General features: G+C 41.0%; 13 protein-coding genes and 1 pseudogene. All 14 read right to left on the bottom strand.

Annotated features, from left to right (window positions below; all coding sequences use genetic code 11):
• Positions 1–43: 43 nt before the first annotated feature.
• Positions 44–1,347: pseudogene (locus tag JCM15074_RS21370) on the bottom strand (inosine/guanosine kinase).
• A 168-nt stretch (positions 1,348–1,515) separates the two neighbouring features.
• Positions 1,516–2,508: a ferrochelatase gene (gene hemH, locus JCM15074_RS21365; protein ID WP_037469299.1), complete on the bottom strand. Its 993-nt coding sequence runs from the start codon at positions 2,506–2,508 to the stop codon at positions 1,516–1,518.
• Positions 2,509–2,632: 124 nt separating this feature from the next.
• Positions 2,633–3,277 carry an adenylate kinase gene (adk, locus tag JCM15074_RS07095; RefSeq protein ID WP_025820576.1) on the bottom strand — a complete coding sequence of 215 codons (645 nt, stop codon included), beginning with the start codon at positions 3,275–3,277 and terminating at the stop codon, positions 2,633–2,635.
• Positions 3,278–3,394: 117 nt separating this feature from the next.
• A complete protein-coding gene (locus tag JCM15074_RS07090; RefSeq protein ID WP_025820575.1) occupies positions 3,395–4,240 on the bottom strand; it encodes a tetratricopeptide repeat protein in 846 nt (281 codons plus the stop codon).
• Between the two features lie 57 nt (positions 4,241–4,297).
• Positions 4,298–6,208, bottom strand: coding sequence for a molecular chaperone HtpG (gene htpG / locus JCM15074_RS07085; protein WP_025820574.1), 1,911 nt, complete (start codon positions 6,206–6,208; stop codon positions 4,298–4,300).
• Positions 6,209–6,415: 207 nt separating this feature from the next.
• Positions 6,416–7,015, bottom strand: a complete 600-nt coding sequence (gene recR / locus JCM15074_RS07080) for a recombination mediator RecR (protein ID WP_025820573.1) — start codon at positions 7,013–7,015, stop codon at positions 6,416–6,418.
• A 12-nt stretch (positions 7,016–7,027) separates the two neighbouring features.
• On the bottom strand, positions 7,028–7,360 hold the full coding sequence (locus JCM15074_RS07075; protein ID WP_025820572.1) for a YbaB/EbfC family nucleoid-associated protein: 333 nt from the start codon (positions 7,358–7,360) through the stop codon (positions 7,028–7,030).
• A gap of 78 nt (positions 7,361–7,438) precedes the next feature.
• A complete protein-coding gene (gene dnaX / locus JCM15074_RS07070; RefSeq protein WP_025820571.1) occupies positions 7,439–9,832 on the bottom strand; it encodes a DNA polymerase III subunit gamma/tau in 2,394 nt (797 codons plus the stop codon).
• 98 nt (positions 9,833–9,930) lie between these two features.
• A complete protein-coding gene (gene apt, locus JCM15074_RS07065) occupies positions 9,931–10,482 on the bottom strand; it encodes an adenine phosphoribosyltransferase (RefSeq protein ID WP_025820570.1) in 552 nt (183 codons plus the stop codon).
• An 83-nt stretch (positions 10,483–10,565) separates the two neighbouring features.
• Positions 10,566–10,961 (bottom strand): response regulator, encoded by a 396-nt coding sequence (locus JCM15074_RS07060; RefSeq protein WP_025820569.1) that lies wholly within the window; start codon positions 10,959–10,961, stop codon positions 10,566–10,568.
• 93 nt (positions 10,962–11,054) lie between these two features.
• On the bottom strand, positions 11,055–11,423 hold the full coding sequence (locus JCM15074_RS07055) for a YbaN family protein (protein ID WP_025820568.1): 369 nt from the start codon (positions 11,421–11,423) through the stop codon (positions 11,055–11,057).
• Between the two features lie 220 nt (positions 11,424–11,643).
• Entirely contained in the window at positions 11,644–12,309 is a 666-nt protein-coding gene (locus JCM15074_RS21360) for an HvfC family RiPP maturation protein (protein ID WP_306302221.1), read from the bottom strand.
• Between the two features lie 78 nt (positions 12,310–12,387).
• Entirely contained in the window at positions 12,388–13,221 is an 834-nt protein-coding gene (locus JCM15074_RS07040) for an HvfB family MNIO-type RiPP peptide maturase (protein WP_037469295.1), read from the bottom strand.
• Positions 13,222–13,297: 76 nt separating this feature from the next.
• Positions 13,298–13,426: HvfA family oxazolone/thioamide-modified RiPP metallophore (locus JCM15074_RS25750; RefSeq protein ID WP_444544579.1), on the bottom strand; the 129-nt coding region annotated here is incomplete at its 5' end.

Here is a 13,426-nt window from a genome sequence, read left to right as displayed (position 1 = left end):
AAGGCGTCCGAGGACGCCTTTTTATTTATCTAGTGAGTACGAATTAACGACCCCAGTATGACTCTTCTAAGCTATCTTCGCGCTCAGGTAAACCACGTGATAAACGTGGACTATGCTGTGCCAACACTTCATAAGCAACACGGTTAGCGTACTTACAGATTTGTGAGAAAGATGAATAACATAAACCATCACGCTTATGCTTACTTGAACCAGGAACATTGGTCTTATGGTAAGTATTTGCCGCAAGATCATGTAATAGTGCCGACAACGCACCGTCACCCGCACCATTAGTATTACGGATCTTCTCTGGGCCACCCATATAAGGTGAAATATGCGCATAAACCTTTAACGGGTTTTCACAATCAATTTTAAGCGTTGGACGAGAGAACTCATAACGATTAAATTCTGGAATAGCACCCGGTAGCAAAGTGTGTACTGTTTCACGCTTTAGCGACTCATCAGTATAACCCGCAGTATATAGACCAATTGGACCTGCCGTGGTCAACACCATATCACACCACTCAAGGGCAACTTCACTGGCTAATAATGGGTCATTGTGGCCTGTTAACGCCGCGCCTTCATCTTCGTTCATGGCTAGAATAGTCACATGCTCGGTGATAAAGTTTTGCCACCACTCTGGATCTTCTTCGATTAAGAAACGAGTCCCTAATGTTAATACTACGGGTACTTCCGCTTCTTTGGCATACTCAATCGCTTTCATTGCTGCTTCAGTGATTTGATCACCACCACTTGCACGCATTAAATAAGCGGTTAAAACCAACGCTGAGCCGCCTGAATCACATCTTTATCAATATGATCAGGCGTTAATTTATCCATTGAGCCTTTACTAATAGCAAAAGTACGCTCACCACACTCTGAAATCAAAGTGAAACAACGACCAATAGGGCCTTGCACGGGTTGTAAGTAGTTAAGATCTACTTTTGATGAGGTATGGCATAAATAGCGATATGCATAGCTACCCACTTCAACACTTTTGCTCATCACACCGAATAATACTGAGCGGTCATCAGCTAAAATCGAATAGTTATGAACGGTATTACCAATGGTACCACCAGCGAATTCATCACTGATCATCTCATTATCTTTTAACTCTTGATATAGAGCATGGGCTTGCTCATCATTGATCAAGGTTGAGTTACCCTTTGGTAAGCCATAGCGAGCCAATAATTCATCTTCAACTTTAGCTTCAATATCCACTAAGGTTTGGTCAATACCACAAACATAAGTCGAGAAAGGCTTAGGTTGTTGCGTGAGTTGAGCTAAAAGCGGATCACGATTTTTGACGGGAAAATAATGCTTAGATTTGCGCTGGCCGGGAAACTTCATATTGGGTTCTCTGTTGTTAGCATCCATGCAAACTGTTTATAAGGGATAATTTGCTCTCATGATATCCCTCGCTCTCGCTAGGACGATCTCATGCCCTAGCAAAAAATTTGGCAGATTCTACCATAAAACCCTAATCTGCTATATCTTTGTGATAATAAATATAGGGTATCACCACCCTTTAGCTTGGTTTTGTACTAGCTGGCATAGCAGCTCAATATGCACATCATTATCATTTAAGCATGGAATAAAATGATAGTGCTTGCCACCTGCCTTGAGGAAACTGGCTTTAGCCGTTACCGATATCTCTTCTAAAGTTTCTAAACAATCTGCGGCAAAAGCTGGGCATATCACATCCACATGGGTGATATTGTCATTAGGCAGACTTGTCAGTAATTCATCCGTATAAGGCGTTAGCCAAGGCTCTTTACCAAACCGAGATTGGAAACATAACTGCCATTGTTCCCTTGCTAGGCCTAACTCAGCAGCCAGCAACTTTGCGGTCTGTTTACATTGACTGTAATAAGGGTCACCTTGTTCAACATAGCGCTTAGGGACGCCATGGAATGACATCAATAATTTCTGCGCTTGTCCATATTGCTGCCAATGTTTACGTACAGATGTCGCCAGTGCCTTTATATATAACGGATTCTGATAATATTCTTTATTGACCCGTACCTCTGGTACATCGCGTAATAAAGCAAATCCCGAATATAAGCTATCAATAACAGGGGCCACAGTCGAACATGAATATTGCGGATAAAGCGGTAATACGACAATGCGATCAACCCCCTGCTTACGTAACTTTGCTACACCATCCATTAATGACGGTGAACCGTAGGTCATACCTAACTCAACAGGAATAGTTTTATCGTAAACGGCAAATAGATCTTCTGCTAATTTTTGCTGTTGTCGCCCACTCACCACCATTAATGGTGAGCCGTCAGGCCACCAAATTGATTGATATAACTGTGCAACTTTCTTAGGACGAGTAGTCAGTACTACCCCATTTAGGATTGGCCACCAAAGCCAAGGAGACAAATCAACAACTCTTGGATCACTTAAAAACTGTTTTAGGAAACGTTTTACAGCTAAAGGCGTGGGCGCCTCAGGTGTTCCTAAATTAACCAACAACACACCAAAGTCAGGCTTTATGGGGTTCAAAGTTTATATCTTCCTCATTTATATTCTTGAGCAGGCTAGCATTGCTTTGGGGATAAAAAAAGCCCGCTATAGCGGGCTTTTTAATTTTTGCGATCAAACGCAATCAAAGTTAACTTTTACAGCATTATTTTAATGCTTGAGCAATCTCGTCACTTACTGCAGATACTGACTGAGTTCCTTCGAACTTGTGGTACTGAGTATGACCAGCAGCGGCTACTTTGCCATAGTATTCAACTAGTGGCTTAGTTTGCTCATGGTAAATGCCTAAACGCTTACGTACAGTTGTTTCTTCATCGTCAGGACGGATCACTAACTCTTCGCCAGAAACATCATCAATACCTTCCACTTTAGGCGGATTGAATGTCACGTGGTAAACACGGCCAGAACCAGAATGAACACGACGACCACTCATACGGCTTACAATTTCTTCATCAGGAACGTCGATCTCAATAACGTGATCGATAACAATACCATTTTCAGCCATTGCATCTGCTTGAGGAATTGTACGAGGGAAACCATCTAATAGGAAACCTTTAGCGCAATCGTCTTGGGCAATACGTTCTTTAACTAAACCAATGATTAGCTCATCAGACACTAATTGGCCTGCATCCATCACTTTTTTAGCTTCTAATCCAAGTGGAGTACCAGCTTTAACCGCTGCACGTAACATGTCACCTGTAGAGATTTGTGGAATGCCGTACTGCTCCATAATAAATTGAGCCTGAGTACCTTTACCGGCACCAGGGGCACCCAATAGAATAATGCGCATTGCAAGAGTCCTCTTATTTCGCATTGAATTTCTTGTAGATCGCCGATCTTCGCATATCTGACCAGTCTTGAGAAGCGATAAAACCACGACTTATACTAATTTTGATCTAAATTAACACTAATAGAGCAAGCTATATAATTTACGGCGATACTGGTTAGCCAGTACACTGCCCTGACCAAGTGCCGTTACTACTTCTAAAAATGCTGCTTTTACTTGACCATTATGGGCAGAAATATCTTTTGTTAATGGCGCAAATAATAATGCTAAAGCTTCATCATCACGACGCGCTTGATGTAATGCTTTTGCTAAGGCAATCATCACATCAAGATTATCTGGCGCTGCATCATACTGTTGCTGTAACTCTCGAATTTCTGGTGTATCAGCAGCTTCAAGCGCCAATGCTAATTTCGCTTTTAAATTCTGATAATAGCCATCTTGATCTGCTAAACCAATTTGTGACAACAACATCTCAGCTTGAGCAATATCATTAAGGCTTAACTGAGCATCAGCAAGTACCAACTTAATTTGCGCATCATCTGAAGCGATTAATGCCTGTTTCAATAGCTCACTTGCAGCAGTGGCATCATCATTAGCGAGTAATTGTTTTGCTTGAGCCAATTGCAATTGCCATAACGGCGGTAAATGCTGCTCTAGCATAGTTGCTAACTGTTCAGTGGTTTGCGGACCGGCTAGACCATCAACTGGCTGCCCTTGTTTCAGCACTAAAATCGTTGGCAGTTGCTGAATTCGGAAATATTGAGCAATTTCCATTTGCGTTTCGCAATCGACTTTTGCGAGTACAAATCGACCGGATTGCGCTTGAGCAATCTGTTCGATATTCGCTAAGGTAGACATGGCTTCGGGACTTTGATTTGCCCAAAACATGACGACGACAACCTGTTGCATTGAAGCATCAACGACTTGTTGAATATTTTCCTTGGTCAAATCTAATATGTTATTCATTAGTATCCCTTACAATAATGGCGAGCTAAGCTCGCCATTATCTGTTTTATCAGTTAATTACTTTAAACCAGCAATCAACATTTGGTTAGTTAGCGTGATAAATTCAGATGGGTCAGCTAGGCTACCCTTCTCTGATAATTGTGCCTGTTGTAGCAATAAATTAGCCCAGTTAGCAAACATCAATTCATCTTGTTCATCATTTAAACGCGCAACCAATGGGTGAGTTGGATTCAATTCAAATGTTGGTTTTGATTCTGGAACCTGTTGACCTGCAGCCTGCATTAATTTAATCATCTGGCTCGACATTTCGCCTTCACCGGTCACCACACAAGCTGGTGTATCCGTTAAACGGCTAGTCACACGTACCGCAGACACTTTATCACCTAACGCAGTTTTAAAGCGTTCAACTAAACTTTCTGATTCAGTTTCTAGTTGTTTATGCGCTTCTTTTTCTGCTTCATCTTCCAAACTACCTAAGTCGAGTTCGCCAGAGGTAATTGAACGTAACTGCTTACCTTTGTATTCAGTTAAGTGATTAATTAACCACTCATCGATACGCTCAGACATTAATAACACTTCAATGCCTTTCTTACGTAAAAGCTCAAGGTGTGGACTATGTACAGCAGCTTGATATGAATCAGCAACAATATAGTAAATCTTATCTTGACCTTCTTTCATACGTTCTAGATACGCATCAAGACTTACTGTTGGTAATGCACTATCAGTATGGGTTGAAGCAAAACGTAATAAACCAGAAATACGCTCACGGTTAGCGAAATCTTCAGCTGGACCTTCTTTCAATACTTGACCAAACTCAGCCCAAAACTGCTGATATTTATCTTCATCTTTGGCTAATTTTTCAAGCATAGACAATACACGCTTAGTCAATGCTGTACGCAATGCCTTAGTCACTTTATTGTCTTGTAAGATTTCACGCGATACGTTTAGTGGCAAGTCATTTGAGTCAATTAAACCTTGTACAAAACGTAAGTAAGTCGGCATAAATTGCTCAGCATCATCCATAATAAAGACGCGCTGAACAAACAATTTTAGACCATGTTTACGATCACGGTTCCACATATCCCAAGGTGCTTTAGCAGGTAGATACAACAAGCTAGTATATTCTTGGTTACCTTCAACGCGGTTATGACTCCACACTAATGGATCGGCAAAGTCATGACTGATGTGCTTGTAAAACTCTTGATACTCAGCATCGGTAATATCTGATTTATTGCGCATCCAAAGTGCTGTGGCTTTGTTCATCACTTGCCATTGACCTTCAGTCGCCGCGATTTTTTCACCATCAGCGCCTTCAGACTCTGGAGTTCCCTCTTGCCACATTTCAACTGGCACAGAGATATGATCTGAATATTTAGTGATAATTGAACGTAAACGATGATCATCAGCAAATTCTTGCTCATCTTCACGTAGGTGTAGAATAATTTCAGTGCCGCGCGTTGGCTTAACGATATCAGTAACGGTAAATTCACCTTCACCACTTGATTGCCATTCAACACCTTGTTCCGCTGGTGCACCAGCTGCACGTGTGCGTACAGTGACTTTATCAGCCACAATAAATGCGGAATAGAAGCCCACACCAAACTGGCCGATTAATTGTGAGTCTTTAGCTGAGTCACCTGATAGGTTTTTAAAGAAATCTGCAGTACCTGATTTAGCAATGGTACCTAGGTGCTCAATCACACCTTCACGGGTCATACCAACACCATTATCTTCAATGGTTACTGTACCTTGTTCTTTATCACCACGAATGCGAACACGTAACTCGCCATCACCTTCATACAATGCATCGTCAGTTAATGCGAGGTAGCGTAATTTATCGGCTGCGTCAGCTGCGTTAGAAACCAGTTCACGCAAGAAAATTTCTTTGTTTGAATACAAAGAGTGGATCATTAACTGTAATAGTTGTTTTACTTCAGTTTGAAAGCCATGTGTTTCTTGATGAGACATGAATATTTCCCTTGTTAATTCGTGTATTACATCTGCTAGCATTAAAATAATCCAGTAGCAGATATGACTCAAAAATCTTTGATATTAAAAAGATGGGGCTCAAAAATGAGTTTTCAAGGGAAAAAAATAAATCAATCACCAATTGCGTGCTTTTTGGACATAAAAAAAGCCCATTACGGGCTTTTTAATGACAAGTTCGCTGTAAAACTACAACGGCTGTCGTCCATTGAAAGATAATGCTAACGTCGTGCTATCAACATATTCAAGCTCACCGCCCACAGGAACCCCATGTGCAATTCGGCTCACGTTAACATTATGGCGCTTAGCCATATCCGCAATAAAGTGTGCTGTCGCATCGCCTTCAACGGTTGGATTTGTTGCTAAAATTAATTCAGCAATGCCTTGTGTTGCTAATTGCTGTTCAAGTAAGGCTAAGCCTAACTCTTCAGGGCCAATACCATCTAATGGTGATAAATGACCAAGCAACACAAAGTAACGACCACTGAAATGGCCACCAGCTTCAATCGCAAGTACATCTGCTGGTGTTTCAACCACACAGATAACCTCAGCATTACCGCGTTTGTGACTCGCACAAATGGCACATTGATCTTCTTCAGTAAAAGTACGGCAAGTTTGACAATGCCCCACTTCACTCATTGCGCGTGATAGCGCATCAGCAAGATGCAATCCTGATTTACGATTACGTTCCAATAATTGAAACGCCATACGCTGAGCTGATTTAGGTCCCACACCGGGTAAGCAGCGCAGAGATTGGATCAGCTCATCGACTAACGGACTAAATTTCATTAATACGTCAGATTAGAATGGCATTTTCATGCCTGGTGGAAGTTGCATTCCGCCAGTCACTTCAGCCATTTTTTCTTTTTGATTTTCTTCAACACGACGCGCTGCATCATTACATGCTGCCGCAATCAGATCTTCGATCATCTCTTTATCATCATCTTCAAAAAGAGTTGGATCGATATCAACTTTACGAACTGAATGTGAACCCGTCATAGTCACTTTAACTAGACCAGCACCAGCTTCACCGGTAACTTCCATGCGAGCGATTTCTTCTTGCACTTTCGCCATTTTGTCTTGCATCATTTGGGCTTGCTTCATTAAGTTGCCCATACCGCCTTTTCCGAACATAAATTTATCTCTTTGTTTTATGATTGGCTAATCTTACTAAATTATAATGCTTTAGCAATCTACACGTTAAAATTAAGCTTAATTTGGGATCTCAACCAAAGCTTTAATCTCTTGACTGCGTAGCGCTAATAATTCTTGTGGGTATGCTAATGTATCATCCATCAGCGTTGCCCCCATTTGCTGCATAAACCACTGCACGTTGCTGTCATTCATTAATGACACATGCGCGCCTTGCAACAATTCTCGATGAAAGCGTTGTCTAATCTCAAGTGGTGTTTCACGACCTGAAACCACACCAACATCAATAGTTAACGATACCGTCTTACCCATTGCCTGACTAATGGCTTCAGCTAATTGCTCAATAGCCCCTGCAGCTGCAAGATGTTTTTGATCAGGTTTTAATTTTAGCGGTAACGGCTCATCTAATTGTAAGCAAACTGAATTGACCGCTAGCTGTCTCACTCGACCACCAATATGCAAAGCTGACATGAGCTTGTACCAGTGTAAATCAACCTCATCGCCGCTAATACTGTCAGCAACAGCAGGCAAATGCATGATATCAGCAATCGTAGTACTCACCGAACTTGCAGCATCCTCACCAGTAGACACCAACGGCGCTAACTTAGTTTCACTTGGTATTGCAACAGGTGCAATTTGTTTAACTTGAGATGGTATTGCTACAGGCTCAGGTTGATCTTCCCAAGGCGGCCTATCTTCAATTTCAGTGATTACTGTTGATGCTTCTACTGCGGGTGTAGCGACTGACTCAGCGGCACTGGCCACTCGAGGTTTATGCTTAAATACTGAGTCAGCGGTCGACTTTTTTGCAGAGTCATCCTCAGCTTCTTTCTCTAATTCAGAAACATCACCTAATAATTCTTGACGGGCATTTAATACCGCATCAAGTAGGTCATCTTCTTCCTCAATTGCAACTGTTTGAACTTCAACATGAGACGTTTCAGTTGCCTCAACACGTGCTGGCTCATTAGTCGGCGTAGCATGATAATCAGCCGCAATCATGGGCTCATTATCATGAAAACCTTGATTATATGCTTGTGAATAGATCATATCTTGTTCAGCGGCTAACGCTGCATCCATATCATCATTATCACTGTCATAATCAAAATGACTATCAGCAACTATCGATTCTGTTGGCTGTTGAGCTGCGATATTAACTTCAGGTTCTGCGGCAACTGGCTCTGGCTCTGGCTCTGGCTCTGGCTCTGGCTCTGGCTCTGGCTCTGCAGCAAGTGTAGTCGCAGTGACGACAGGAGTTACGACCGAAGTTGCAACTTCAATATCAATCTGCGGCTGAATATCTAGCTTAGGCTTAACTTCAATTACTTCATCTAGCTGTAAGGGCTGCTCAACCTGCCACTGCTTAATCTCAGTATCAGGCACAAACGCAACTGCACGTAGCAGTGCCATCTCCAAACCTGATTTAGGATCTGGCGCATAAGGCAGATCTTTACGACCAGTGAGTAGAAGTTGATAGTAAAGTTGAACTTGCTCTGGCTCTAACTGCTTCGCTAGTGCCTTAATTTGTTCCGCATACAGTGATAATTGCGCAGCGGCAGGAGCAAACTGAGTTAAAGTAACTTGATGTAATAATTCAAGCAGACTTCGTAAGACTTCATCAGCATCTGCGCCAAAGGATAATACATCCGCATTGGTCTGCATTAATTGCGCAATATCACCATTGATCAATGCATGCAGCAGCACCAGTACTTGATGCTCATCAATGCTACCTAGCATTGATTGCACTTGCTGAGTTAACACCTGCCCTGCACCAAATGCAATCGCTTGGTCTGTTAAGCTGAGTGCATCACGCATACTACCATTAGCAGCTTTAGCTAATAGGTTAAGGGCTTGAGATTCAAATGGAACTTGTTCTGCGCTTAATACTTTGGCCAACTGCTGATCAATATCATCTTGAGTCAGACTTTTAAGATTAAACTGCAAACAACGCGACAATACTGTAATCGGCAATTTTTGCGGATCGGTCGTCGCTAATAGAAATTTGACGTGCTCAGGAGGCTCTTCTAATGTCTTTAATAACGCATTAAAACTGCTACGAGACAACATGTGTACTTCATCTATTAAGTACACTTTATAACGGCCACGAGTCGGACGATACTGCACGTTATCTAATAGTTCACGGGTATCATCAACTTTAGTTCGCGAAGCTGCATCCACCTCAATAAGATCGACAAAACGACCTTCAGCAATTTCAATACAACTTGCGCACTTACCACAAGGGGTCGCAGTTACGCCTTGCTCACAATTAAGCCCTTTGGCAAAAAGCCTCGCTAAACTGGTTTTGCCAACACCTCGAGTGCCGGTGAAAAGATAAGCATGGTGTAAACGCTGTTGACTCAGAGCATTGGTTAACGCTTGTAGTACGTGTGATTGACCAACAACCTGTTCAAATGTGGCAGGGCGCCATTTTCTGGCTAACACCTGATAAGACATGACACTCCCCAAATACAATGTAGGAGCAAGCTCCTTATGGAGTGGAACAATAACATGAGTTGTTAATTGTTACCATAAGGAGCCGATGAGTTGAGTGCTTATTCGCCTTCAAACTCACATAATTTAACCAATTCTAAATCAAGAGCTTGTAAACGAGACTCACCACCTAATTCTGGTAATGAAATAACGAATGCAGCGTGGTTAACTTGACCGCCTAAAGCGCGAATTAATTTAACTGTGGCTTCAATCGTGCCACCTGTAGCTAATAAATCATCAACTACTAATACTTTATCACCAGCTTCAATCGCATCTGTGTGAATTTCTAGTACATCGTGACCGTATTCAAGCTCATAGCTTTCAGCAATAGTTGCGCGCGGTAATTTACCCGGCTTACGTACTGGAACAAAGCCAATACCAAGTGCTAATGCTAAAGGAGCACCAAACAAAAAGCCACGAGCTTCAGTACCCACAACTTTAGTAAAACCTTGATCTTTATATTGATCTACTAAAAGTTGAATTGTTGTTTGATACGCAATTGGATCTTCCATCAAACTGGTTACATCACGGAACATGATGCCAGCTTTAGGATAATCAGGAATTGTTTTAATGCTTTGTTTAATCAGCGCTAAGCTATCAGTATTCATAACCATAGTCGTTAACTTCTTTTGTCAGCATGAATTGCCGAACAGTGACATAAAAAAGTCCACCCAAGGTGGACTACTAAGGGGTAAGCTTATGCTGCTTTATGTTCAGATGCAACAATTAGCGCTGTTAGCTTATCAAGGAATTGTTGTTTTGTGGCGTTATTCAAAGGTTTTCTAATAAATAATGCGAGTTCATTTTGCTCAAAATGCGTCATCACTTCTTGCTCTGTTCGCGTACTCAGCATCGCGACTGGAATATCAGCAAATTGAGGATTTCGTTTCAGTATTTTTACAAAGTGTGGCCCATCAAGTAAGGGCATGTAAAAGCCGGTAACAACAGCATCAAACTGCTGGTGATTACAAAAATGCAATCCTTGCAATCCATTTTTAGCGGTTGTCACTAACCAGCCTTGTTTTACTAATAGCTCAGAAATTACTTCTCGGCTGATATTGTTATCATCAACCACTAACACCTTTACAGTCATGTCCATATCTCAAAATTACATAACGATGAAATTGTAATACATCTCATCTAATTTAAATTGGGGTGGATCAAAGAATCATCAGCATCCCAAAAATTAATCATTTATTACTGGTATTGTGCGCATGTAGCTAAGTAAAACGACAGCCATAATGGCCAACATTATTTTAACCCAAAGTAATGGCACAATGATAATGCTGATACTGAAACTGGCTATTGTGACCCAAAATGCTCGCCTTTTTAAACTTGCTTTCATCGCTTTGTGTTTTTGCCAATCATTTAATCCATCGGCAAACCACGGATGGGTTAATAACCACTGATGTAAACGTTGACTTGAACGAGCAAAACAATATGCACTAAGCAAAATAAAAGGCACTGTCGGCAAAATAGGAATAACGATCCCAATCACGCCTAGCAGTAGACTAATTAAACCAACAACAGCAAAGAAAATACGCTTAATCGACATTAAATGCCTTACCGAAAAATAAAAACTTACAACACTCCGGCAAATTTAAGCCATGACAGAGTCGCTGGCAAGGTGGGAATCAAGAGCAAAAGCACAAAAACTAGTAAATACAAGATATTAAATGGATCTTTAAATTGTTCAGACATATCAACTCCATGCCAATAATTGCTAACGGCTGCATTATAACGATATAAATTCACAATAAACACATTTTTTTAACTTATTTTGCAGTGGTTTTAATAATACCCTTCTGACTAAATTGCGACAACATAGTTAAACAGCCATCTACCATACTTTGTGGTGGGAAATCAGGATAAGTTTTCACGAGCCAAGCTAACAATTGCTTGGTCGATGTTTGACTACTTTGCTGTATATATGCAAGCACTTGTGCACTCATAGGGTTCAACTGCATAAACTGTACATTGTCATCTGCATCTCGGTAGATACAGAAAAAATAACCCGTCTCACTGATTTCTACATCCTGATGATCTTCACTTATCTGATGCACAGGAAACTGATATTGCGCAACTTGACTACTTGATTCGAGCAACAGCACGGTCTCTTCATCTAACAGGGTAATATTTTGCAATAAAGGGTCTGAAAATTGAGTACTCACCACCAACTCTAACCACTCATAATGTGCCAGCTCTAACATGTAATCAGGGTCAGACGCTTGGATGACATACTCATGCTGTAAGTAATGCAAAAACTCTTCGGCAATATCAATAAAGATGGGACTATGACAATCATGTTGTTTAAAAAACGTGTCCACTAAATCACGCCATGCTTGATCACCATAAATAGACTTTAAGACTGGAAAAGCTTGGCTAACAAAACCAACTACATTATTAAAAAAAAAGTTCGCGATAAACCGCCATACGCTCATGAGTTAAGTTGTCAGGTAACGCTGCTTGAGGGTCTTTTATATAATCAATAAACTTAAATTGATACTCTCTAAAATTCATTAAGCACTCCGAATTTGTAGATTAGATTGCTGTAATTGCATCTGTTGTATTTGGTTCAGTTCAGGTAATAACGCTACAATCGGGGGAATATTAAAATCGCGCTCTAGTAAGGTGTCAAACACACCATGTTGCTGATAACAATCATTTAATAGCGTCCAAACTGGATCAACTATATCTGCACCATGAGTATCAATAATTAAATCTTGCTGTTGTTGGTAATGTCCTGCGACATGCAAATAGGCAATTCTGTCCGTCGGCATTTTGGCTAAAAATTCACTCGCATCATATTGATGATTAACCGAATTGACATAAATATTATTAACATCAAGTAATAACTTACAATCGGCCTCCGCCACTACCGCATTAACAAACTCAGCTTCATTCATATCGCCTGGTGGCATTGCATAAAAAGAAACATTTTCCAAGATCAGTGGCCGTTCAATAATATCTTCGACTTGCTTTACTCTTGCTGCGATATAACTGACCGCCTCTTGAGTAAATGGGATTGGCATCAAATCATATAAATGCCCATGCCCAGAACAATAACTTAAATGTTCCGAATAAATATCAATCTGGTGTAAATCCATAAACGCTTTTACTTGTTTAACAAAATCAACGTCTAATGGTGTTGGCCCACCAATTGATAGTGACAGCCCATGACAAAAAAATTGATGCTGCTCGGTCAACTGTTTAAATTGTTTAGCGTACTTGCCCCCCAGTGCCATCCAATTTTCAGGTGCGACTTCAAAAAAGCCAATCTGATCTGGCACATGCTGCAATAGCTCTGGCAGCATCTCACGTCGTAGGCCTAAACCTACAGATGTTGAAGTCATATTATCCCCTCTCATCATTAAAGAAATTGCTCAAAATCCTTTTTGAGCAACTCCCTACAACTAATGTCATTTACAATTATTGCTGGCCACCACACTTACCTTCACCACATTTGCCTTCTTTGGCTTTATTCATTTTTTCTTTCATCTCACCGCCGCACTTACCTTCACCGCATTTGCCTTCTTTGGCTTTATTCATCTTCTCTTT

It is taken from the genome of Shewanella marina JCM 15074 (assembly GCF_000614975.1).
Lineage (GTDB): Bacteria > Pseudomonadota > Gammaproteobacteria > Enterobacterales > Shewanellaceae > Shewanella > Shewanella marina.
The sequence above is the reverse complement of the archived record's forward strand: the minus strand, read 5'-3'. Positions and strand labels throughout refer to the sequence as shown.